At 64.9% G+C, this 22106-nt stretch carries 21 protein-coding genes; 10 read left to right on the top strand and 11 right to left on the bottom strand.

Annotation, left to right across the window (positions count from 1 at the left end):
* Positions 1-79: 79 nt before the first annotated feature.
* The 8 genes from RBB34_RS15140 to RBB34_RS15105 are packed head-to-tail and all read left to right on the top strand — an operon-like array spanning position 80 to position 8499.
* Positions 80-1420, top strand: a complete 1341-nt coding sequence (locus RBB34_RS15140) for an FAD-dependent oxidoreductase (RefSeq protein ID WP_306120074.1) — start codon at positions 80-82, stop codon at positions 1418-1420.
* 1 nt (position 1421) lies between these two features.
* Entirely contained in the window at positions 1422-2183 is a 762-nt protein-coding gene (locus tag RBB34_RS15135) for an enoyl-CoA hydratase/isomerase family protein (protein ID WP_306120073.1), read from the top strand.
* On the top strand, positions 2180-3781 hold the full coding sequence (locus tag RBB34_RS15130; protein ID WP_306120072.1) for a CoA-transferase: 1602 nt from the start codon (positions 2180-2182) through the stop codon (positions 3779-3781). Before RBB34_RS15135 ends, RBB34_RS15130 begins: the two co-directional genes overlap by 4 nt.
* On the top strand, positions 3778-4869 hold the full coding sequence (locus RBB34_RS15125) for a dihydrodipicolinate synthase family protein (RefSeq protein WP_306120071.1): 1092 nt from the start codon (positions 3778-3780) through the stop codon (positions 4867-4869). Before RBB34_RS15130 ends, RBB34_RS15125 begins: the two co-directional genes overlap by 4 nt.
* 22 nt (positions 4870-4891) lie before the next feature.
* On the top strand, positions 4892-5947 hold the full coding sequence (locus RBB34_RS15120; protein ID WP_306120070.1) for an NAD(P)-dependent oxidoreductase: 1056 nt from the start codon (positions 4892-4894) through the stop codon (positions 5945-5947).
* Between the two features lie 10 nt (positions 5948-5957).
* The gene (locus tag RBB34_RS15115) at positions 5958-6713 is read left to right on the top strand and encodes an ABC transporter permease (protein ID WP_306120069.1); all 756 of its coding nucleotides are present in this window, start codon (positions 5958-5960) and stop codon (positions 6711-6713) included.
* Positions 6710-7477, top strand: coding sequence for an ABC transporter ATP-binding protein (locus tag RBB34_RS15110; protein WP_306120068.1), 768 nt, complete (start codon positions 6710-6712; stop codon positions 7475-7477). The genes RBB34_RS15115 and RBB34_RS15110 overlap by 4 nt, the downstream gene beginning before the upstream one ends.
* Positions 7478-7512: 35 nt before the next feature.
* Positions 7513-8499, top strand: coding sequence for an ABC transporter substrate-binding protein (locus RBB34_RS15105; protein WP_306120067.1), 987 nt, complete (start codon positions 7513-7515; stop codon positions 8497-8499).
* 105 nt (positions 8500-8604) lie between these two features.
* Here RBB34_RS15105 and RBB34_RS15100 read toward each other — a convergent pair whose 3' ends face one another.
* The 10 genes from RBB34_RS15100 to RBB34_RS15055 form a co-directional block, all read right to left on the bottom strand.
* The gene (locus RBB34_RS15100; RefSeq protein ID WP_306120066.1) at positions 8605-9399 is read right to left on the bottom strand and encodes a DUF1194 domain-containing protein; all 795 of its coding nucleotides are present in this window, start codon (positions 9397-9399) and stop codon (positions 8605-8607) included.
* Positions 9400-9606: 207 nt separating this feature from the next.
* Complete coding sequence (locus RBB34_RS15095; protein ID WP_306120065.1) at positions 9607-9795, bottom strand: hypothetical protein; 189 nt, start codon at positions 9793-9795, stop codon at positions 9607-9609.
* Between the two features lie 146 nt (positions 9796-9941).
* A complete protein-coding gene (locus tag RBB34_RS15090; protein WP_306120064.1) occupies positions 9942-10934 on the bottom strand; it encodes an alcohol dehydrogenase catalytic domain-containing protein in 993 nt (330 codons plus the stop codon).
* The gene (locus tag RBB34_RS15085; protein WP_306120063.1) at positions 10931-12571 is read right to left on the bottom strand and encodes a mannitol dehydrogenase family protein; all 1641 of its coding nucleotides are present in this window, start codon (positions 12569-12571) and stop codon (positions 10931-10933) included. The genes RBB34_RS15090 and RBB34_RS15085 overlap by 4 nt, the downstream gene beginning before the upstream one ends.
* The gene (locus RBB34_RS15080; RefSeq protein ID WP_306120062.1) at positions 12490-13263 is read right to left on the bottom strand and encodes an L-iditol 2-dehydrogenase; all 774 of its coding nucleotides are present in this window, start codon (positions 13261-13263) and stop codon (positions 12490-12492) included. Before RBB34_RS15080 ends, RBB34_RS15085 begins: the two co-directional genes overlap by 82 nt.
* On the bottom strand, positions 13260-14264 hold the full coding sequence (locus RBB34_RS15075) for an ABC transporter ATP-binding protein (RefSeq protein WP_306120061.1): 1005 nt from the start codon (positions 14262-14264) through the stop codon (positions 13260-13262). The genes RBB34_RS15080 and RBB34_RS15075 overlap by 4 nt, the downstream gene beginning before the upstream one ends.
* Positions 14265-14275: 11 nt before the next feature.
* Positions 14276-15109 (bottom strand): carbohydrate ABC transporter permease, encoded by an 834-nt coding sequence (locus RBB34_RS15070; protein WP_306120060.1) that lies wholly within the window; start codon positions 15107-15109, stop codon positions 14276-14278.
* Between the two features lie 13 nt (positions 15110-15122).
* Positions 15123-15995, bottom strand: a complete 873-nt coding sequence (locus RBB34_RS15065) for a sugar ABC transporter permease (RefSeq protein WP_306120111.1) — start codon at positions 15993-15995, stop codon at positions 15123-15125.
* Between the two features lie 143 nt (positions 15996-16138).
* Positions 16139-17461: a sugar ABC transporter substrate-binding protein gene (locus RBB34_RS15060; protein WP_306120059.1), complete on the bottom strand. Its 1323-nt coding sequence runs from the start codon at positions 17459-17461 to the stop codon at positions 16139-16141.
* A 123-nt stretch (positions 17462-17584) separates the two neighbouring features.
* Entirely contained in the window at positions 17585-18589 is a 1005-nt protein-coding gene (locus RBB34_RS15055; protein WP_306120058.1) for a LacI family DNA-binding transcriptional regulator, read from the bottom strand.
* 257 nt (positions 18590-18846) lie between these two features.
* Between RBB34_RS15055 and RBB34_RS15050 the strand changes: the two genes are divergently transcribed.
* Positions 18847-19797: a sugar kinase gene (locus RBB34_RS15050; RefSeq protein WP_306120057.1), complete on the top strand. Its 951-nt coding sequence runs from the start codon at positions 18847-18849 to the stop codon at positions 19795-19797.
* Positions 19794-21056, top strand: a complete 1263-nt coding sequence (locus RBB34_RS15045) for a D-tagatose-bisphosphate aldolase, class II, non-catalytic subunit (RefSeq protein WP_306120056.1) — start codon at positions 19794-19796, stop codon at positions 21054-21056. Before RBB34_RS15050 ends, RBB34_RS15045 begins: the two co-directional genes overlap by 4 nt.
* A gap of 87 nt (positions 21057-21143) precedes the next feature.
* Here the strand turns inward: RBB34_RS15045 and RBB34_RS15040 are convergent, their stop codons facing one another.
* Entirely contained in the window at positions 21144-21344 is a 201-nt protein-coding gene (locus RBB34_RS15040; RefSeq protein WP_306120055.1) for a hypothetical protein, read from the bottom strand.
* Between the last annotated feature and the right edge of the window lie 762 nt (positions 21345-22106).

Genomic DNA, 22106 nt, shown 5'->3' with positions numbered 1-22106 from the left:
AGCGATTGACAGGCTCCAAGGCAACAGATATGCAATGTCGCGACAACTGACATATCAGAAGACGATCAGGGAGGAGTGCGTGGCGCAGCCAGTCGATGTGCGGGCCACCGAGCGGATCGAAACCGACGTGCTTGTCATCGGCGGCGGGGCGGCCGGCGTCGCCACCGCCACCGTGGCCGCGCGCAACGGGCTGCAGGTGGTCCTTGTCGAGCGCCATGGCTTTTGCGGCGGCGGCGCCGTGGCGGGCCATTCGGGCACGGTCTGCGGCCTTTATGAGGCCTCCGATCATCCCGGCAACGGCCCGGTGCAGGCGGTTTTCGGCTTCGCCCAGCAATTCGTCGAGGCGATTCAAGCGCGCGGCGGCCTGGCCGAGCCGGTGCGCTACGGCAAGACCTTCACCCGCGTGCACGATCCGATCGTCTGGCGCGAGACGGCCGATGCGCTGCTCGCCGAGACCGGCGCGAGGGTGATCTATCACGCCGTGGCGACGCGCGCGCTCACCGATGGCGGCGAGCGTATCGAGGGCGCCGAGATCTGGACCAAGCAAGGCCCGCTCGAAGTGCGTGCGCAGGTCACCGTCGATGCATCGGGCGATGCCGACATGGTCGCCATGGCCGGGCTTCCCAGCTTCATCGGCGACAATGGGCGGGTGCAGAACCCGACCATGATCTTCCGCCTGATGGGGGTCGACGTGCCGGCCTTCCTCGCCGCCTACGGCGCCGACACGATCATGCCCCCGGCGGTCTCCCATGAGATCGCCGAAGCCAACGCCTCGGGCGCCTACACGCTGCCGCGCGCCAAGATCTGGCTGTTTCCGACAACCCGGCCCGGCGAACTCTTGTGCAATTGCACCCGCGTCATCGGCGCCGACGGGCGCGAACTCAACCCGCTCGCCTGGCGCGACTTCGCCGAGGCCGAGATCGAGGGCCGCCGCCAGGCGCGCGAATATGCCCGCTTCTTCCGCGACCGGCTTGCCGGATGCGCCAACGCCTTCGTCAACGACATGGCGGTGCAGGTCGGCGTGCGCCAGACACGGCAGATCGCGGGCGTCAGCCGGCTGGCCAATGCCGATGTCGTCGCCGGCACCAAGTCCGCCGACGGCATCGCCCGCTCGCCCTGGCCGATCGAGCTGCATGCCGGCGAGAAGCCGAAGGTCGAATGGCTGCTCAACGATGTCTATGAAGTGCCCTATGGCTGCTTCGTTCCGGCACGCGGCGAGCAGATCCTTGCCGCCGGCCGCTGCCTTTCGGCCGAACACGAGGCGGTCGCCTCGGCGCGCGTGACCGCGCAATGCTTCAGCTACGGCCATGCCATCGGCCATGCGGCGACGATCGCCGTGCGCGACAAGGTTGCACCACGGCAGATCGCCGGCCGCGACCTGCGCCTGATCCTCAACCGCGAAGATGCACGGCTCGACTGACATGGACGCGACCCGGAACCCGATCATCGTCGAACCGCGCGAGGGCTTTGCGGTCTTGACCCTGAACCGGCCCGAACGGCGCAATGCGCTCGACCGGCAGACCATGCGCGCCCTGGACCGCACGCTCGATGAGTGCGCCGCCGACCAGGCCTGCCGCGCCCTCGTGCTGACCGGCGCACCGCCGGCCTTCTGCGCCGGCAGCGACCTTAAGGAACTGGGCGGGCTTTCGGTGGCGGCCATGGCCGCCCACGAGGCCGAAACGGCGGCCGTGGTGCGTCGCTTCGCCCATCGGCCGTTCCCGATCGTGGCGGCCGTGGAAGGCTATGCGCTCGGCGGCGGGCTGGCGCTGGCGGCGGCCTGCGACCTCGTCGTCACCGCCCGGACGGCGAAATGGGCCATGCCCGAGGTAGCAAATGGCTGGCTGCCGCCCTGGGGCCTGCAGCCGGTCGCCGCGCGGACCGGTCCGGTGCGCGCGCGCGCCATCTGCTGGGGCGCAACGTCGATCGACGGCGCCGAGGCACACCGGCTCGGCCTGGCCGACCTGCTTGCCGGGGACGGCGAGGCGCTCGGGCAGGCCTGCTCCCTGGCGGCCGCGCTCGCCGCCCTGCCCGCCGAGGCCGTTGCCGCCACCAAGCGCTATTTCTCCACCGCCATCGCCGCCGATGCCGAGACCCTGGACGCCGAGGCGGGCCGGCTGTTTGCCGAAAACTGCAGCGGCGCGGCGGCGCGCGCCACGCTGGACCGTTTCGCGGGGCGGCCATGAGCAAGATCGTCAGCGCCAGCGACGCCGTTGCGGCGATCGAAAGCGGGCAGAGCGTCGCCTCGGCCGGCGTGATCGGCTGGGTGACGCCCGATGCGGTGCTCAAGGCGCTGGGCGAGCGCTTCGCGCAGACCGGCGCGCCGCGCGAGCTGACCTTTTATTTCCCCTGCGGGACCGGCGATGCCATGGACATCAAGGGCATGGACCACGTCGCCCGGCCCGGATTGATGAAGCGCATCGTTTCGGGCTCCTATATCAACCCGGTCGACCCGGCGACCGGCCGGCGCCCGGAGCTGATGCGGCTGATCGGCGAGAACCGCGTGGAGGCCTATTCCTGGCCGATCGGCGCCTCCATGCACTGGCTGCGCGAGGTCGCCCGCAACAGCCCCGGCTACATCACCCGCGTCGGCCTTGGCACCTATGTCGACCCGCGCCATGGCGGCGGCAGGTTCACCGAACGCGCCCGCGACGACCTCGTCCGCGTCATCGAGATCGACGGCGAGGAACTGCTCTACTATCCGACCTGGCCGATCGATGTCGCGATCCTCCGCGCCGCCTCGGCCGATGCGCGCGGCAATCTGAGCTGGGAGGACGAGCCGCTGACCACCGCCAACATCGCGCTCGCCCTTGCCGCCAAGGCGAGCGGCGGCCGCGTGATCGCGCAGGTGCGCCGCGTGGTCGACGCCGAAACGCGCACTGCCAACGAGGTCAGGCTGCCGGGCGTCTATGTCGACCAGGTCGTGGTCGAGCCCGAGCAGATGATGACGACGGGCGTGCCCTACGAGCCGGCCTATTTTTCCGGCCGGCGCCTGCCGCTCTCGGCGCTTTCCGCCCCGCCGATGTCCGCCGACCGCATCATCGCCAACCGAATCGCCGCCGAGGTGCGGCCGGGCGAACTGTCGATCTTCGGCTTTGGCGCGGCCACCGACGTGCCGCTGGTCATGGCCGAGACGGGCCTGTTCGACGACGGCCGTCTCGCCGACTATCCGGGCACCACCGAGCACGGCGCCTATGGCGGCATCGTCATGCCCGGCTGGCAGTTCTCGGCCAACATCAATCCCGATGCCATCATGGACGGGGTCACCCAGTTCGACGCGATCGATGGCGGGCTGTGCCCGTTCACCGCGCTGTCCTTTGCCGAGTTCGACGAAGCCGGCATCGTCAATGTCTCCAGGTTCGGCAAGGCCAATCCCGGCGCCGGCGGCTTCATCGACATCGCCCAGAACGCCCGGCGGCTGATCTTCGCCGGCACTTTCACCACCGGCGGGCTGAAGGCACAGGTCATCGGCGGCCGGCTCGTCATCGCGCAGGAGGGCAAGGTGCGAAAATTCGTGCGCAAGGCCGCCTCGATCACCTACAGGGCCGCCGACGGGGTGCGCGAGCGCGGCCAGCAGGCCTTGATCGTTACCGAACGGGCCGTCTTCAACGTCGCCGCGGACGGCCTCGAACTGGTCGAGATCGCGCCGGGCATCGATCTGCGCACGCAGGTGCTCGACCAGATGGATTTTCCGCCCGTGCGCATCGCCGATCCGCTGCCCGAAATGGCCGCGCGGCACTTGCGAACCGGCGACAACGAACAGCCAAGGCGGGTCAGCCAATGATGATCGACGACATACCGGACCAGGCCCTTGCCCTTCTTCGCAAGGGAACCGTGCTGCCGGCCCATCCGCTGGCGCTCGATGCGAAGCGCACGCTGGACCGGCAGCGCCAGCGCGCCCTGACGCGCTATTTCATGGATGCCGGCGCCGGCGGCGTCGCCGTGGGCGTGCATACAACGCAGTTCGCCATCCGCGAGGTCGGCCTGTACGAGCCCGTGCTCGCGCTTGCCGCCGATACGGTGCGCGACTGGGCGGACGGCCCGCGCGCGCTGGTGGCCGGCGTCACCGGCCGCACCGAACAGGCCCTGTCGGAAACGCGCATTGCGCGCGCGCTCGGCTATCATGCGGTGCTGGTGAACCTCGCCAAGCTCAAGGGCGCCTCCGAGGAGGAGGTGCTCGAGCATTGCCGGACCATTGCCGCCCAGATGCCGGTGATCGGCTTTGCGCTGCTGCCGCAGGTGGGCGGGTTTCATCTGTCCTATGACTTCTGGCGGCGCTTTGCGCGGATCGAAAACGTCCTTGCCATCAAGATGGCGCCGTTCGACCGCTACCGCACGCTGGAGATCGTGCGCGCCGTGCACGATGCGGGCGCCGGCGACCGCGTCACGCTCTATACCGGCAATGACGACCACATCGTGCTCGATCTCCTTCAGCCCTTCGTCGTGCGCAGCGCCGACGGGCGTTCGCAGGTCCGCGCGCGCATCCGCGGCGGGCTGCTCGGCCATTGGAGCGTATGGGTGAAGCCGGCCGTCGCCCTGCTCGACCGCATCCACGCCGTGCCCGACGGCGCGGCCATGCCCGAGGATCTGCTGGCGCTCGATTCCATCGTCACCGATTGCAACCTGGCGATCTACGACGCGCTCAACGACCTTCGGGGCTGCATTCCCGGCTGCCTCGAAGTGCTGCGCCGGCAGGGCCTGGTCGAGGGTACCTGGTGCCTTGATCCGGGCGAAGTGATGAGCCACGGACAGGCCGAGCAGATCGACCGCGTCTATCGGCAATATCCGGAAATGAACGACGACGCCTTCGTGCGCGCCAATCTCGAGCGCTGGCTGAGCGATGCCGGCAAGAGCCGCGCGCTCGTGGCCTGAAAGACGACAAGCAGGAGCGACAATGCCCGACACCGACCAGATCCTGACGCCCGCCGCCTTTCCGGAGGCGTTCGACGACGTGGCGCATCTGGAAGACTTCATGTCCATGCCCACGCAGGCCGTGGTCGACGACCTGAACGCGCTCGACGGCGACATCATCATTTTAGGCGTCGGCGGCAAGATCGGCGTCACGCTGGCGCGCATGGCCAAGAAGGCCGCGCCCGACAAGCGCGTCATCGGCGTCTCCCGGTTCTCCGAGGAGGGCATCGAGGAGCGGCTCAACGCCTGGGGCATCGAGACGATCCGTTGCGACCTGCTCGACCGGGAGGCGGTCAACGCCCTGCCCAAGGTGCCCAACGTCATCTACATGGCCGGGCTGAAGTTCGACTTCCGCGGCCGCGAGGACTTCCTGTGGGCGATGAACACGATCGCCCCGCAGATCGCCGCCGAGGCCTTCCGCGACAGCCGCATCGTGTCGTTCTCGACCATCCACGTCTATCCCTGGTCGAACCCGATGCATGGCGGCGTCACCGAAACGACCCTGCCGCTGGCCCGGCCCGGCGAGTACGCCAATTCGGTCGTCGGCCGCGAGCGCACCTTCGAGCACTTCTCCAAGAAGTACGGCACGCCCGGCCGCATCATGCGCTTCGTCTACGCCATCGACCCGCGCTACGGCGTCATGCAGGAGATCGCCTCCTGGGTGAAGGCGGGCAAGCCCGTTCCGCTTGCCACCGGCCACGTCAACATCATGTGGCAGGGCGATGCCAATGCGCAATTCCTGCGCATGCTGCGCCATTGCCGGAGCCCGGCGAGCCCGATCAACGTCGGCGGTCCGGAAACCGCGTCGGTACGCTATCTCGCCAATCGCTTCGGCGAGGCGCTCGGCGTCGAACCCGTGTTCGAGGGCGCCGAGAGCGACCATTGCCTGTTCGTCAACTGCGATCACGCCAACGGGCTGTTCGGCAATCCGGTCGTGCCGATGGACGTGATGATCCGCTGGGTCGCCGACTGGGTCAGGAACGACAAGCCGGTGCACGGCAAGCCGTCGAAATTCGAAGTCCGCTCGGGCGAGTTCTGAGGAAGCGGCGATGAAATCGCTCCGCGCTTATGGCTATGCCGTCGCCGCCCATATCGGCTTTGTCGCGATATGGCAGATGGCGGTCATGGTCTCCGACATTCCGGCCTACATCCTGCCCTCGCCCTGGGCGACGCTGATGGAGATCGGCGAGAGTTCGTACAACTGGAGCACCCACTTCTGGGTCACCACCGTCGAGATCTTCGGCGGCTATGCGCTGGCGGTGATCGTCGGCGTGGCGCTCGCCGTCCTGTTCGTGTGGATACCGGCGGTCAACGCCGCGCTGATGCCGCTTCTGGTGACGCTGAACATGGTGCCAAAGGTCGCCATGGCGCCGCTGTTCATCATCTGGTTCAGCTACGGCATCGTGCCCAACATGATCATCGCCTTTGCGATCTGCTTCTTCCCGATCGTGCTGACCACCTATCGCGGGCTGATCGAGGTCGAGCCGGACCTGATCAACCTGGTTCGCGCCATCAAGGCCAATCGCTGGCAGATCTTCGTCAAGATCCAGCTTCCCGGCTCGCTGCCCTATCTGTTCTCGGGCATGAAGGTGGCCGCCGTGCTCGCCGTTGCCGGCGCCATCGTCGGCGAGTTCATCGCCTCCGATCGTGGCCTTGGCTACTTCCTGCTCGTCCAGCAGAACGCGCTCAACACCTCGGCCATGATGATGGCGCTGGTGCTGATCACCTTCATCGGCGTTGCGCTGTACGGGCTGGTGCTGCTGCTCGAATACGTCTTCGTCACGCGCAAGGGGATCGAGACATGAGCGCCGACCCCTTCATCCGCCTCGACAGCGTGCGCAAGGTCTTCCGCGTTGGCGGCGCCGAATTCGTCGCCGTCCAGGACGTCACGCTCGACGTCCGCGAAGGCGAGCTGGTTTCCATCGTCGGCCCCTCCGGCTGCGGCAAGTCGACCGTGCTCAGCATCCTCGCGGAGCTCTACACCGCCGATGGCGGCACGGTACGGATCGGCAATGACGCCGCGCCGTTCACGCCCGGCCGCGATATCGGCATGGTTTTCCAGAAGGCCCTGCTGCTCAAGTGGCGCACCATCATCGACAATGTGCTGCTGCCCGCCGAGATCCTCGGCCTGCCCATGCGCGAGAGCCGCGAACGCGCCGGTCACCTCCTTGAGATGGTCGGCATCACCAAGTTCGCCGATGCCTATCCGCAGCAGCTTTCCGGCGGCATGCAGCAGCGCGCCTCGATCGCCCGCGCGCTGGTGCACGATCCGCGCCTGATCCTGATGGACGAACCCTTCGGCGCGCTCGACGCGCTCACCCGCGAGCGCATGAATCTCGAACTGCTGCGCATCTGGAAGGAAAGCCGCAAGACCATCCTGTTCGTCACCCACGGCATTCAGGAAGCGGTGTTCCTGGGCTCGCAGGTGGCGGTGATGACGCCCAGCCCGGCCCGCATGGCCGCCCATTTCGACATCGAGCTGCCCGAGCCGCGAACGCTCGACGTCAAGACCACCGACTCATTCGGCGAATACACGCGGCAGATCTACCACCTGCTCGGCATGGACTGACCCGGCCGGGCGCACCAAGCATGGGAGGAACCTTCATGCACATTTCGACCGGGACCGCGCTGGCCGCGGCCATCCTCGCTTCGACCGCCCTGTCGGCCTCGGCGGCCGAGGACCTCAGCCTGATGCTCAACTGGAAGGCGGGCGGCGACCACGCCCCGATCTACTATGCCCTTCAGCAGGGCTGGTACGAGGAGGCCGGCGTCGACCTCGACGTCACCCAGGGCAACGGCTCGGGTGCCGCCGCCCAGTCGCTCAGCGTCGGCCAGTCCGAGATGGCGATCATCGACACGCCGACCGCGCTGCAGTTCATCGGCAATGGCAGCCCGATCAGCGGCGTTTTCGTCGCCTATAACGACTCGCCCTACGGCATCTACTGGAAGAAGAGCTCGGGCATCGACACGGTCGCCGACCTTGCCGGCCGCAAGCTCGGCGCGCCGGCCTTCGACGCCGCCCGGCAGATGTGGGTGCCGATCGCCCGGGCGATCGGGCTCGAGCCCGGTTCGGTGGAATGGGTGAACCTGCAGCCGACCGCGAAGGTGGCGGCCCTGCAGGCCGGCGCGATCGATGCGACCACGCATTTCTACTCGGTGCACTTCGTCTACGAGGACATTTTCGGCGACGATCTCGGCTATGCGCTGCTGCGCGACGAGGGCCTCAATCCGTACGGTCTGGCCTATTTCGCCAACGAAGATGCGATTGCCGAAAAGCCCGAAGCGATCGAGGCCATGGTGCAGGTGACCCAGCGCGCCTTCGCGTTCTGCCTGACCACGCCCGAGCCCTGCGCGGCGGCGCTGTCGGAGGCCGCCAGCATGAAGATGGAAGACGCGCTGCGCGAACTGACGTATGCGTCCCGTGTCATGCCCGGCACCGGCAACACGCTGGCGATCGGCCAATGGGACGCGGACCGCGTCGCCGCCGACTATGAACTGGTCAAGGCCGCCTATGACATCGAGGCGTTCGACCCGGCGACGGCCATCACCAACGAATTCATCGACACCGCCATCGCCTATCCGCAGGATTGACGAGCCGCCACGATCCCGGTCGTCCGGCATTGACTTCGGGACAAGACGTCGATGCCGGAGCCGGACCTTTCAGGACCGCCGTGATCGCACCCGACGCGGCGGTCCTCACGGGTCGCCCCACAGCGGCTGTCGGTCGCGCCACATCTTCTCGCCGATCATGCAATCGCGCGGATCGCGTGCACTGGCCGGCGTCGCGGTCCAGCCCTGCGGCCTTGCGCGTCCGGCGATCTCCAGAACCAGCTTGCGCCGCACCGCTTCCTCGAAATCGTCCCAGTCCAGAACCGGAATGACGAACGAGCCCGGACCGTTGATCACGCAGGCCCGGTAGTAGATGTCCAGACCGTCCAGATGCCATTGGCTGCCCAGGCCTTCGCGCGTCATCAGCGGCAAACCGTTGATCACGATGCCTTGCGCCAGAACCGCGTCACGGGCAAGGGCGACGGGACGGCCCGAATTGTTGGGTCCGTCGCCGGAGACGTCGATCACCTGCCGGCGGGCGCTGAAGGCGTTGGAAGCGATGAGTTCGGCGCCGAAGGCCAGCGCGCCGGAGATCGACGTGCGCCGGAAGGCCGGATCGAAGCGGCTCGTCAGAAGGCCGGCAAAGGCGTCCAGATCGGCGCGATCCTCGATCAGGTGCCAGTCGACGACGATTTCCTGGCTGCCGGCCCATTCGACATAGGTCAGTGCGATGCGGCCCAGCAGACCGGAGCGCACGGCGCGGTGGACGGCGTCCGACCGGAGCGCGGCTGCGTAGCCGCGCCGCTGGATCTCCAGCTCGCGCTGGGTCATCGACCGCGAGACGTCGACCATCAGGACGAGTTCGACATCGACCTCGCTCGCCTCGGCGGGAGGCAAAGCCGCCAGCACAGCGGCAACGACGATGGCAAGCGTGCGATACATGCCATGCAGGATGTCGGCACCGTCCGGCCCTGTCCAATCACAACCGGTTCATGCGGCCCGGACCACGGCCAACCGGCGCAAGAAGGAGCACAGAACCACCTGCCCATTCCGGATGATCCGCCCGCTTGTTCCGACGACATCCGCCCACCTGTACCGGGCTATCCGCCCACCTGTGGTGTGCCGCGTTGAGGCGTAGGATTTTCGCTATCAGCTTTCGGCCGTCGCGTCACTGTTCGCATTGGTCTTTCGCAGGGAGGGTCCGTCGAGTGGGAGCCGATGTGCGTTGTGTATCAGGCGGTCGAGGATGGCGTCCGCGAAGAAGCAGGCCTTGGTGATCCCGGCCCGGAGATTGTCGGAGACCAACTGCTCCGGCACGCCGCCGAAGAAAGCCAGCATCCGGACGGGCCAACGCGCTGCCCACGCCGGCGATGGTTTTGCCTTTGCCGATGCGCTCGGACTTTGGACGGACAGCTCACAGGTGACGCCCAGGGTGGGCGGATCGCACAGGCCGGTGGGCGCGCTGGAGGCGGCGGGGAACACGGCTACGACACCATCTGGACCTTGAGGCTGCCTGGCGGCTTGTGGCCGGCCATTACGCCTGCGACCTCCTCGGCGGTCAGGCGGTGAGTGATGACGCCGGCGACCTTCGGCCCGATCGCTGCGAGCGTCTCCAACGCTTCGGGAATGTTATGGTTCAGGCTGTGGGTGCCGAACAGGGCAAGCTGGCGGCGGAAGACATCGTACGGCGAAATCTCGATCCTCGCATCCTGCGGGCACACGCCGAAGAACGACGCCGCGCCGCCGTTCGCGACACTACGCAAGAGGTCCGCCGCGACGGCCGGCACGCCGGTGGCGTCGACGGCGAGATCGCAGGACCGCGAGAGCGCCGCAAGCGCGTCGCTTCCGGACGCCACACCCGACAGGCCGAACCCACGCGCCAGGTCGAGACGCCCGGCGTCGACATCGACCATGATCACCTCAGATGTCCCGCGTGCCTTGAGCGCGAGCCCCATGAGCAGGCCCATCGGCCCAGTCCCGAAGACCACGGCGCGCTCGATGATGCGCTCCTTGAGCGGCGCAAGGGCGTTAAGAACGCAGCCCATCGGCTCGGCGAGCGCCGCGATGTCGAACGGCATGTCCCCGATCGGATGCACCCGGTCCGCCCGCACGGCGGTGAAATCGGCGAAACCACCATCGATGCTGACGCCATAGGCGCCGAGGTTTTGGCACAGGTGTGCCCAGCCGCGTCTGCACGCCGCGCAGTCGCCGCATTCGAGGTTGGGGTCGACTACCACCCGATCGCCGACGGACACGCTGGTCACGCCCGGACCCACGGACGCCACTTCGCCCGCGAACTCATGTCCCGGCACCAGTGGGAAGGCGGAGGGGCCGTAGTTCGCGTGCATTACGTCGAGGTCGGTGTGGCAGAGCCCGCTGGCACGCACCCGGACGATAATCTCGCCTTCACCCATGACCGGATCGGGTCGGTCAGTAACATCGACCCGGTCTCTTTCCAGAAAGACGATGGCCTTCATCGCGATACTCCCGCCTTCAGATATGCGTCCATCGCCGCCGCGGTGCCGTCAACCCAGATCATTCGCAGCCACTTTTCGAAGGCATCTGCAAAACGCGGATGATCGGCGAGGTTGCCGTAGGTCTGGCGTTGTTCGAGCCAGGCGCGAGGATCGTCCCTGGCCGTCCGGGCCACCGCCTGCAGTGTGTCCCAGAACGGATCGTTCGGTTCGATCGTGCTGCCGTCCTCGCGGGTGCCGAAGCACATTCGCGCCCAGCCGGCCTCGGCCAGTGCGAGCCCCTCGACGGGTGTGCCGGCGACAAGCCCGTCGCGTACGCTCCCCAGCACGAAGCCGGGATGGCGCGACGAGCCGTCGAAGGCGACCCGCCGTGTGGTGTCGACGATGATCGGATTGCCGAATCGGCGCAGCAGAAGGTCGATGTAGGCCTCGGGCGTGAATCCGGGCACGGCGTCGATATGCGGCAGGATTTCCTCGCGCTCGATCTTTTCGAACACGGCCCGGATGCCCGGGTGTTCCATCGTGCCGGAGATCGTCTCGACCGACAAGAGTTCGCCCAGGTCGGAAATCACCTGGTGGCCGCCGTTGAGCATACGGATCTTCATCTTCTCGAAGGCGTGCACGTCATCGGTGATCGTAGCGCCGGCCATCTCCCATTCCGGACGTCCGGCGCAGAAATCGTCCTCGATCACCCATTGGCGGAAGCTCTCGTGGGTGACTGGAACCGCGTCTTCGATGCCGAATTCGGCCACAAGCGCCAGCTCCTTCCGACCGGTCGCGGGCACGATGCAGTCGACCATTGCATTGGGAAAGGTGCAGGTCGTGTCGATCCAGTCGGCAAGCTCCGGGTCGGAAAGCCGCGCGAGCGAGATCAAGGTCTGACGCAGCACCGTGCCATTGTGCTGAAGGTTGTCGCAGCATTGGCAAGTGAAGGGGCCGATTGCGGCATCGCGGCGGCGTCTCAACGCTGCGACCATCGCGCCAAAGGCGGTCTTCGGGCGGTCGGGGTTCGCCGCGTCGTGCACGATGTCGGGGTTCGTCGCGTCGAACCCGCCAGTCGCGGGGTCGATGTAGTAGCCCCCTTCGGTGACGGTCAGCGCGACGATGCGTATGTCCGGCTGTGCCATGCGCTCGATCAGCGCGCCATTGCCTTCCTCGATGGGGACGTAGTCGATCATGGACCCCACGACCTCGGCCGACCTGTCGGATGGGTCGAGTTCGATCAGCGTTGACAGGTAATCCTGCCTCGCCAGCTCGCGGCGCATCCGATCGTCATAGGGCCGGACGCCGGCGCCGACGATCGCCCAGTCCTGCGCAAGCCCCTGCTGCATCAGCCGGTGGATGTACCAGGACTGGTGTGCGCGATGGAAATTGCCGACCCCGATGTGAACGATACCAGCGGTCAGTTTGGACCGGTCGTAGGTTGGAACCGGAACGGTCACTGGGAGCTCTCCCAGAGTCGCGTTCGACAGTTTCACAGCCATGGCTCGGCCCTTCCCGTGGAGCGCGATCGACCGAGGGTGCGACGCAGCGGCCCACCCACCGGCGCTTTGGCGCATCAACTCATCCAGTTGCCGCCGTCGATGTTGATGGTCTGGGCCGTGATGTACCGGGCTTCGTCCGAGGCCAGGAACACGCAAGGATCCGCGATCTCGTCTGGCTTGCCCATGTGTCCCAGTGGCACGGCGAGACCCACCTCGCGCTTCTTCTGGCCGATGGGCTTGTTTTCGTACTTCGCAAAGAGCGAGTCCACATGATCCCACATCGGCGTGTCGATCACGCCGGGCGCAATCGCGTTGACCCGGATGTTGTCCCTGGCAAGCTCGAGCGCCAGGGATTGCGTGATCGAGATCACCGCTGCCTTGCTGGAGCAGTAGACCAGAACGAAAGCCTCTCCCCGACGCCCGGCCTGGGACGAGACATTGATGATCGCCCCGCCATTTCCGCGCTTCTTCATTCCCGGCAGTACCGCTTGCGTGGTGAATATCGTGCCGGCAACGTTGACGTCATACTGCCGGCGATAGTCGTCCGGGGTTATCTCCTCGATGGCGCACATGTTGAAGACGCCTGCGTTGTTGACGAGAATATCGATCCCGCCCCATGCCTGCTCGACCGAAGCCACCCCGGCGGCGATGGACCGGAGATCGGTTACGTCGAGCGTCACGGCCATGCCGCTCCCGCCGAGCGCCGCGGCGGCGTCCTCTGCCTCATGTGTGAGGCGGTCAGCGACGGCGACCTTAGCCCCCTCTGCGGCGTAGGCCTCGCAGATGGCACGTCCGATCCCGCGACCGCCCCCGGTGACAAGGGCGACTCTGCCTTCAAGGCGTTTCATTGGATCCGCAATCCTTTGCTGTCAAACCGGTGAAGGTGCTCCGCACGAGGCGAGAGGTAGACGGTCTGCCCGTACTGCAATCCCAGTTCTCCCTGAGCGCGAACTGTGATCGGCCCGTTGGCCACCGCGGTCTGAATGTGAAAAAACGTGTCCGAGCCGAGGTGCTCAGACACCCCCACAGTCCCCTCCCAGGCGCCGGCTTCTTCCGAGATCTCGATGTGTTCGGGCCGGATGCCGATCGTCACGGCCTTGTGCCTGTCGGCCTCGGGTCCGCCGATCAGGTTCATCTTCGGGCTTCCGATGAAACCGGCCACGAAGATGTTCCGGGGCCGCCGGTAGAGCTCGAGCGGGCTGCCCACCTGCTCGATCACGCCGGCCTGAAGGACCACGATCTTGTCGGCCATGGTCATTGCCTCGACTTGGTCGTGGGTGACATAGATCATCGTGGTCGCCAGCCGCTTGTGCAACTCCGAGATTTCAAGCCGCATGCCGACCCGTAGGGCCGCGTCGAGGTTCGACAGCGGTTCATCGAACAAGAACGCTGCCGGTTCGCGGACGATGGCACGGCCGATCGCCACCCGCTGGCGCTGCCCCCCCGAAAGTTGCCCCGGACGCCGATCGAGATAATCGGTCAGGTTCAGCACCCGCGCCGCGTCATTGACCCGTCTGTCCTGCTCCGCCTTGTCCAATCCCGCCATGCGTAGCGGGAAGGCGATGTTCTTTCGCACCGACATGTGCGGATAAAGCGCATAGCTCTGGAACACCATCGCCAGCCCGCGTTTCGCCGGCACGATGCCGGTGGCATCCTTGCCGTCGATCATTATCTCGCCGTCGGTCACGTCCTCGAGCCCGGCGATGAGCCTCAGAAGCGTGGACTTGCCGCAGCCCGACGGCCCGACGAAGACGACGAACTCGCCATCTTCGATGCTCAGGTCGAGCGGCCGAATGACCTCGACGCTGCCGAACGATTTCGAAACGTGGTTGAGCTGGATCTGTCCCATACCCGTTCTCTCTACTTGACCGCGCCGAATGTCAGGCCGCGCACGAGTTGTCTCTGGCTGAACCAGCCCATGATGAGGATCGGCGCGATGGCCATGATCGAGGCCGCCGAAAGCTTTGCGTAGAACAGTCCCTCGGGGCTGGAGTAACTCGCGATGAAGGCCGTGAGAGGGGCCGCATTGGCGGCGGTCAGGTTCAGCGTCCAGAACGCTTCGTTCCATGCCAGTATGATGTTGAGCAGCACCGTCGACGCCATGCCGGGGATCGCCATCGGTGTAAGCACATGAAGGATTTCCTCACGCAGGGAAGCCCCGTCCATACGTGCCGCCTCCAGGATTTCGCCGGGGATTTCCTTGAAGTAGGTGTAGAGCATCCAGATGATGATCGGGAGATTCATCAGCGTCAGCACGATCACCAGTCCGATCCGGGTGTCGAGCAGGCCATAGTCCCTGAAGATCAGATAGATCGGCACCAGGACGCCCACCGGCGGCAGCATCTTGGTCGAAAGCATCCACATGAGCACGTTCTTGGTGTGCCGGGCCGGCACGAAGGCCATCGCCCAGGCCGCCGGAATAGCGATCAGGAGACCAACGAACGTGGAGCCGAGCGAGATGATCACCGAGTTGGCGAAGTGCTTGAAGTAATCCGAGCGCTCCTGAACCGTGAAGAAGCTGTCCAGAGTCCAGCCCGAGCCGAACAGAACCTCAAGCGGCGCCCGGATCGCATCCTCCTCGGTCTTGAACGAAAGGATGAAGATCCAGAGGATCGGGAAGAACATCAGGAACCCAAGCGTGCCGGCGACAGCCGTGTTCAGGGCCCTGGTTCTGTTCGAGACCGCACGTGCCATGAACCACTCCTCCCTAGGCGTCGAGGTTCTTGCCGATCATCCGCATCAGGAAGATCGCGACAATGTTGGCGAGGATGATGGCGATGACGCCACCGGCACTGCCCAGGCCCACGTCGAACTGCAGCAGCGACGAGACGTAGATCAGGTAAGTGAGATTGGTCGACGCCGTGCCGGGACCGCCGTTCGTCGTCACCAGAATCTCGGCGAAGATCGACAGATGGAAGATTGTCTGGATCAGGATCACCACGGTGATCGCCCGGGCGAGGTGCGGCAAGACGATGAACACGAAGCGCGAAAAACTGCCCGCGCCGTCCATCTCCGCCGCTTCCAGTTGCTCCTGGTCGAGCGACTGCATGGCGGTGAACAGGATCAGCGTCGCAAAAGGAAGCCACATCCAGGACACGATGAGGATGATGGAGAGCAGCGGGATCTGACCCATGAAGTCGATCGGCTGGAAGCCCAGGCTCGTTGCGATTTGCCCGAACATCCCGTTCACCGGATTCATGAACATGTTCTTCCAGACTAGCGCGGAGACCGTCGGCATCACGAAGAAGGGCGCGATCACCATGATGCGGATGATGCCCTGGCCGAACATTGGCCGGTCGAGCAGCAGCGCGAACATGATGCCGCCGGCAACGGTGATGAGCAGCACTCCCCCGACCAGCATAAGCGTGTTGAGCATCGCCGCCTGGAAGCTCGGGTCGGTCACGAACCAGTAGTAGTTCTCCCACCCCACGAAGGGGTTTCCGGTCGGCGTGATCAGGTTGTATCGCAGGAACGAAAAGTAGATCGTCAAAGACAAAGGGACGATCATCCATGCGAGCAGAAGGATAACGGAGGGCGCGATCATCATCCTGGCCGCTGCGCGTGAAGCTTTCGTCGCCATTGGCTCCTCTCGCAAGGCTTTGATGGCAGCCACGTCGGAAAAGCCCGCGCAGGGCCGTCCCACTACGCTCAGCCACAAGGAGGACTCGTGATCTTCGGCAGGGCGGACCGACCCTTGCGGACCGGCCCGTTCCCGGGAGGTGGCTATTCTATGTAACCGGCCCTTGTCATTTCGCGGACCGCGAACTGCTGGCTGTTGGCAAGGGCCTGTTCAACCGACTGCTGGCCGGCGAGCGCGGCCGAGATCTGCTGGCCGACATAGTTGCCGATGCCCTGGAATTCGGGAATCGCGACGAACTGGATGCCGGTATACGGAACCGGATCGCGGGTCGGGTTGGCCGGGTCGACCGAGAAGATCGCGTTCTTGATCGTTTCGGCGAAGGGCGCCGCCTCCAGCAGACGCGGATCCTCGTGTATCGACTGGCGCGTTCCGGAGGGCACCGCGACCCAGCCTTCGGTTTCGCCAACCATCTCGAAGTATTCCTTCGAGGTGCCCCACTTCAGGAAGTCCTTGGCGACGTCGACCTTTTGCGAACTGGCCGGGATCGCGAGTGCCCATGACCAGAACCAGCCCGTGCCGTTGGAGGTCTCCTGCTTCGGCGCCTGGAAGAAGTCGGTGACATCCGCCACGGTCGACGTGTTCGGGTTCTTCACGTCGTTCGCCGCCGAGGTCGCATCGACCCAGGTCGCGCACTTGCCGTCCTTGAACAACGCCCGGTTCTCGTTGTGGCCGTTGCCGGTCGCGCCCGGAGGACCGTAATTGGTCATCAGGTCGACATAGTAGGTGATCGCCGCGTTCCACTCGGGGCTGTCAAGTTGCGGCTGCCAGTCCATGTCGAACCAGCGGGCGCCGAAGGCGTTGGCGAGTGGGCCGATGAAGGCCATGTTCTCGCCCCAGCCGGCCTTGCCGCGCTGGCAGGTGCCGAAGATGCCGTTGTCGGGGTCGTGCACCTTGGCGACGATGTCGGCGAACTCGGTGTAGGTAATCTGCTCGGTCGGTGCCTCGACGCCGGCGGCTTCGAAGACGTCGGTGCGGTAGAATGTGAAAGAGGTCTCTGAATAGAGCGGCACCGCGTAGAGATTGCCGTCCTTGTCCGACAGGCCGTTGCGCACCAGCTGGAAGATGTCCTCCAGGTCATAGTCCGGGTCATCGGCGAAATCGTTCAGCGGAACGAGCCAGCCATTGGCGCCCCAGATCGGGGCTTCGTAGGCGCCGATGAAGATGATGTCGAAAGAGCCGCCATCGGTCGCGATATCCTGCGTCGTCCGCTGACGCAGGACGTTTTCTTCGAGCACGACCCAGTTGATCGAGTTGCCGGTCGCCTCCTCCCACTGAGGTGCAAGGCTCTGCATGACGATCATGTCGGCGTTGTTGACCGTGGCGATCGTGATTTCTTCAGCCCACGCACCGGTGCCGGCGGCAAGCGCCACCGACGACGCGGTGAGCAGTATCCTTTTCAGTCCCATCTGATTCCTCCCATGACTTGGCTGACTAGCCAAGCCCGACGGTAGGGGAAGAATTAGAGTCGCGTCAACACTTTTTTTTACGCGCGACAAGAGCTGTGCCTGCGCCGGCATGGTCGCAGGGCGTCAGGCCGACTGGCGCATCACCAGACTTCCCGGAAACAGTTCCGTTTCGCGGCGTTCCGCATTGATACCCTGATCGAGAAGCCGGAACAGTGTCTCCACGCTTCTTTCGGCGATTGCCGCGTAGTCCTGAGCGACGGTGGTCAGCGAAGGCGATGTGAAGCGCGCGAATGGATGGTCGTCGTGGCCCGCCACGCGCAGCGCGAAGCCTTGCCCCCGCCCGACGCGCAGCCCCTTTTCGTATGCCGCCGCGAGGAAGCCGATCGCCAGTCGATCGTTCGAGCAAAGCACCGTATCGGTGGGGAGTTTCCGCTCGGCGATCACCCTCATGCCCTCGCGATATCCAACCTCCTCGAAAGCCCACCCTTCACCATGGACATGCACCACCTGGGGGGCGTGCCCCAGCGATTCCATCGCCTGGATATAGGCTTGGCGCCGCTTGTTGGCATTGGGGTTGACGGGCGGCATTTCGAAGAAGCTCGGCGGTTCGCCGGTTCGGCAGAGATACTCCACAATCAACGGAATACTCTGAAAATTGTCTGATCCGACAAAGGCTTCGCCGACACCCTCAATCTCGCTGTCGAACAGAACGGTGGGAACATCGCCGCAGAAATCCTCGACGACCTGACGCTCCGATCTGCGGCCGAGCGGCGCCAGAAGTACGCCGGCCGGCTTGAGCGAACGCAATGTCTCGAAAATGTCGTTCTCAAGCGACGTTTCCCCATGCGAGCTGAACAGCATCGGAAAATAGCCCGCATCAAGGCAGCGCCGTTCGATGTTCCGAGCTATCTCCGCGAAGAAGGGGTCGGCAAGGTACGGCACGACGATCCCGATATTCTTCGTCAGGCGCCGATTCTGGTTCATGGCGAAGAGGTTCGGCCGGAAACCGTACTTGTCGATTGCCGTCTCGATTCGCTCGCGGGTGACCTTTTTTACGCTCCTGGGATCCTGGAAGTACTTCGACACGGTCGGCCGCGAGATTCCGCTCACGGCAGCGAATTCTCCCATTGTCCGGATCTTCCGTGTGCCTGAACTCACCTTGCCCCTCCGTGCTCTTGCCTGCCGTCCCGGACTTGCCGCATGGGCCCGGTTTCGCAAGAGCGACAATAGACCAGAAGTGTGCGCGTGCAAAGTTTTGCGTTGACACTCGTTGCCAAACAGTGGCACCGAAACGGGTGCCCGGAGAGCGCACGCCATTGCGCCGCTTTCTTCGGGTCGAGGTGAGTATGCAGCACCTTGCGGCATTGCCGGAAAGCTAGCGAAAGATGAAGAAAGTCCTGGTGATAGGTGAAATCCTCGTTGAGATCATGGCCGACAACATCGGCGACGGGTTTCTCAAGCCGATCGCCTTGACCGGGCCTTTCCCCTCCGGTGCGCCCGCGATCTTCATCGACCAGGTCGCCCGCATGGGACAACCTTGTGCGATCCTTTCGACCGTGGGCGACGACGACTTCGGGCGCATCAACCTCGACCGTCTTGCGGCCGACGGCGTCGACATTTCCGGCGTCGCGATCGTCGCGGACCGCCCGACCGGTTCCGCTTTCGTGCGGTATCGCGCCGATGGCTCACGGGACTTCATCTTCAATATACTGCATTCCGCCTGCGGGCTGCTGCCGGACCGCCAGGCATCGGATCGGTTGTTCGGCCAAGCCGACCACCTGCACGTCATGGGCTCTTCGCTGTCGAGCCCCCAAATCGTCGCCCTCAACCTCGAGGCGGCATGGGCGGTCAAGGCTCGGGGCGGCACGCTTTCGTTCGATCCGAACCTGCGCAAGGAAATCCTCGACGCACCCGGCATGCGCGAGTCGATGACCGAAATCCTGAGCCTGACCGACCTTTTCCTGCCCTCGGGGGACGAGCTGTTCCTGCTGACCGAAGCGAAGGACGAGGAACGCGCCGTTCAAGAACTGCTCGGCCGGGGGGTTTCCGTCGTCGTCCACAAGCTCGGAGCGCAGGGCGTCCGCCACCACGATGCTTCGGGCGCGATGTTCATGGCTGCACTCCCGGTCGATGAAGTCGATCCGACAGGGGCGGGCGATTGTTTCGGTGGCGCTTTTACCGCGCTCTGGCTGCGGGGAACCGAAGCGCGTGAAGCCCTCGCGATTGCCGCCGCAGCGGGCGCCCTTGCGGTGACCAGACGGGGCCCGATGGAAGGCGCCGCGGATCTCGAGACGCTTCGGGCTTTCGTTGAACAAGACTCGAAGGAGCGCGTATGACCCATCCCCTTTCCGCCATCCCGTCCGCATTCCACGCCGGAAATCCCGTCGGTATTACCTCGGTCTGCTCCGCGCATCCGGTCGTTATCGAGGCTGCTTTGCGACACGCGAAGGAAACCGGCGAACTGGCGCTCATCGAAGCGACCTGCAACCAGGTCAACCAGGATGGGGGCTATACCGGCATGACCCCGACCGATTTCCGCGCTTTTGTCGAGGCGATCGCCGAGAAAGCCGGGCTTGCGACCGACCGGATCATTCTTGGCGGCGATCACCTCGGACCAAACCCCTTCAAAGACCTGCCGGCCGACGAAGCGATGGCAAAGGCGGAGGTTATGATCGCCGGGTACTCGGCCGCCGGCTTCACCAAGCTTCATCTCGACACCTCCATGGGCTGTGCTGGCGAAGCTGTGGCATTGCCTGACGAGATCACTGCCGAACGCGCGGCGCGTCTTGCCGTCATTGCCGAAGAGACAAAGGCCGCGGTCGATCCGGTCTATGTGATCGGCACGGAAGTCCCCGTGCCGGGCGGCGCGTTGGAAGAGCTCGGTGAAATCGCCGTTACAACGCCTGCTGCTGTCCGTCGCACCTATGAGGTGCATTGCGACGCCTTTGCGACTGCGGGTGCGCAAGAGGCTTTTTGCCGGGTTATCGCCCTCGTCGTGCAGCCGGGCGTCGAGTTCGGACATGCTGACGTGATTCAATTCGAACCGCGCAAGGCCCGGGAGCTGGCAGGCAGCCTCTCGGGCATGCCCGGTATCGTGTTCGAAGCGCACTCGACCGACTATCAGACCCCGGAGAGCCTGGGCGCCCTTGTCGAGAATGGGTTTGCCATCTTGAAGGTCGGCCCTTGGCTGACTTTCGCGCTGCGGGAAGCCCTCTACGCGCTCGACTCGGTTGCGGACGTGCTCGACGGCCACCCGCCGCAAGGCCGGCTTATGGCTGCGATGGAGGAAGTCATGCTCGAGTCGCCCGATTACTGGACGAAATATTACGAGGGCAACGCGCGGCAACTATGGCTCCAGCGCCACTTCAGCTACTCCGATCGACTCCGGTATTACTGGCCCGACCCCAAGGCCGAGGCTGCAGTATCGCACCTGCGCGAACGCTTGTCGGGGAAAGCGATTCCGCAGACAGTGCGCAGCCAGTATTTGGGCGGCGAAACATCCGGTGACAGCACCGACGAGATCCTGCTCGCTGCAGTCCAAAACGTTCTGCGCGGATACTGGCATGCATGCCGGGCCCGACAGCCCGCGCGGTGATACTCAACAGACCCCCGGAGGGTACGATGGAGCGTTTGGATCTTGCATCGCATCATTGGCTCACGTCCGGAGGTGTTACCCGAAGACTCAGTCAGCCCTGAAGAACCGGTTGAGGCGGGCTGAATGTTCCTGATTGGTTTTGCGATCGTGATCGGGACGACCTTCGGTCAGGCAGCGATCACAGCCGAAGAACCCTGAGGTCTCCTCGGCGGTGTCCATCAGCAGACCTTCGGGGTCGCGCATCATCAGGCAGGCGTGCTCGGCAATGACGATCTCGTCGCCCGGCACATCTGAAGCTTGTCGAATGCCGGTTCGCTGATCCGTGGTCTGCCGATGTCACGGTAGGCGATCTCGGCGGCGAGAATTCGAGCCGGCAGACCGGTGTCCATGGCGCGCGCTCGACATCCCGTTCGCCGCCGAGATCTATTGGTACTCCGGCCCGGTCTGGATGAGCTGTTCCATCAGCGCGGCGATAACCTTACCCTGGGTGTCCTGCATCCGGTTCCTCTTTTTGGCGATTGAGAAAACCGGACTGGAGGGTAGCCCATCCGTGGTGCGAGCCCCACGGATGGGCACGCAAGTGCGCCCCCACGAACGAAATTTCCAGACATCAGGTTACACAGCCGGCGCCGAACCTGCAGCGCGCCATCCTTGAGGGAACCCAACCCCCGGGTCTGACCCTGCAGCATCTGATGGAGACGCCAATCCCGGCAAATTGGACCCGTCAGGCCGAACTGTTCGCCGCGGCCACGCCGGCCTGACGGCATTGATCCCGGCACGCCCGATCCCCTGTTATTGGCGCTTATACCACCTGTTCCTGCGCTCTGTTGCCCCTGTTATGGTGCCTATTTGACCTGTTTTGGACCCTAAACAGGAAACCCTCCTAACCCATTGAAACAGCGTGCGGAAATCGGGCGCCTGCTCAGAATCGAGCCGAAAACGCCTGTTCTTTGGCCGAAAACGACGAAAATTCGTAAGCGCTGTTTCGGCCCCACCTTTCGCTGTGCGTCGTGATCTGGGATTGGCTCCTTCAGCGGTTTACGGGAGGGA

The organism is Roseitalea sp. MMSF_3546 (assembly GCF_030732865.1).
Lineage (GTDB): Bacteria > Pseudomonadota > Alphaproteobacteria > Rhizobiales > Rhizobiaceae > Roseitalea.
Note: the sequence above shows the minus strand (reverse complement) of the source record. Positions and strands in the feature narration are given on the sequence as shown.

What these genes read in the sequence shown, in the direction of transcription:
- RBB34_RS15135 (WP_306120073.1), top strand. Translation starts at nt 1,422, where the DNA reads ATGGACGCGACCCGGAACCCGATCATCGTCGAACCGCGCGAGGGCTTT.
- RBB34_RS15065 (WP_306120111.1), bottom strand. Translation starts at nt 15,995, where the DNA reads ATGGCGACGAAAGCTTCACGCGCAGCGGCCAGGATGATGATCGCGCCC.
- RBB34_RS15055 (WP_306120058.1), bottom strand. Translation starts at nt 18,589, where the DNA reads ATGGGAGAATTCGCTGCCGTGAGCGGAATCTCGCGGCCGACCGTGTCG.
- RBB34_RS15090 (WP_306120064.1), bottom strand. Translation starts at nt 10,934, where the DNA reads ATGAAGGCCATCGTCTTTCTGGAAAGAGACCGGGTCGATGTTACTGAC.
- RBB34_RS15125 (WP_306120071.1), top strand. Translation starts at nt 3,778, where the DNA reads ATGATGATCGACGACATACCGGACCAGGCCCTTGCCCTTCTTCGCAAG.
- RBB34_RS15045 (WP_306120056.1), top strand. Translation starts at nt 19,794, where the DNA reads ATGACCCATCCCCTTTCCGCCATCCCGTCCGCATTCCACGCCGGAAAT.
- RBB34_RS15075 (WP_306120061.1), bottom strand. Translation starts at nt 14,264, where the DNA reads ATGGGACAGATCCAGCTCAACCACGTTTCGAAATCGTTCGGCAGCGTC.
- RBB34_RS15110 (WP_306120068.1), top strand. Translation starts at nt 6,710, where the DNA reads ATGAGCGCCGACCCCTTCATCCGCCTCGACAGCGTGCGCAAGGTCTTC.
- RBB34_RS15120 (WP_306120070.1), top strand. Translation starts at nt 4,892, where the DNA reads ATGCCCGACACCGACCAGATCCTGACGCCCGCCGCCTTTCCGGAGGCG.
- RBB34_RS15095 (WP_306120065.1), bottom strand. Translation starts at nt 9,795, where the DNA reads ATGCTGGCTTTCTTCGGCGGCGTGCCGGAGCAGTTGGTCTCCGACAAT.
- RBB34_RS15105 (WP_306120067.1), top strand. Translation starts at nt 7,513, where the DNA reads ATGCACATTTCGACCGGGACCGCGCTGGCCGCGGCCATCCTCGCTTCG.
- RBB34_RS15100 (WP_306120066.1), bottom strand. Translation starts at nt 9,399, where the DNA reads ATGTATCGCACGCTTGCCATCGTCGTTGCCGCTGTGCTGGCGGCTTTG.
- RBB34_RS15130 (WP_306120072.1), top strand. Translation starts at nt 2,180, where the DNA reads ATGAGCAAGATCGTCAGCGCCAGCGACGCCGTTGCGGCGATCGAAAGC.
- RBB34_RS15080 (WP_306120062.1), bottom strand. Translation starts at nt 13,263, where the DNA reads ATGAAACGCCTTGAAGGCAGAGTCGCCCTTGTCACCGGGGGCGGTCGC.
- RBB34_RS15050 (WP_306120057.1), top strand. Translation starts at nt 18,847, where the DNA reads ATGAAGAAAGTCCTGGTGATAGGTGAAATCCTCGTTGAGATCATGGCC.
- RBB34_RS15070 (WP_306120060.1), bottom strand. Translation starts at nt 15,109, where the DNA reads ATGGCACGTGCGGTCTCGAACAGAACCAGGGCCCTGAACACGGCTGTC.
- RBB34_RS15060 (WP_306120059.1), bottom strand. Translation starts at nt 17,461, where the DNA reads ATGGGACTGAAAAGGATACTGCTCACCGCGTCGTCGGTGGCGCTTGCC.
- RBB34_RS15115 (WP_306120069.1), top strand. Translation starts at nt 5,958, where the DNA reads ATGAAATCGCTCCGCGCTTATGGCTATGCCGTCGCCGCCCATATCGGC.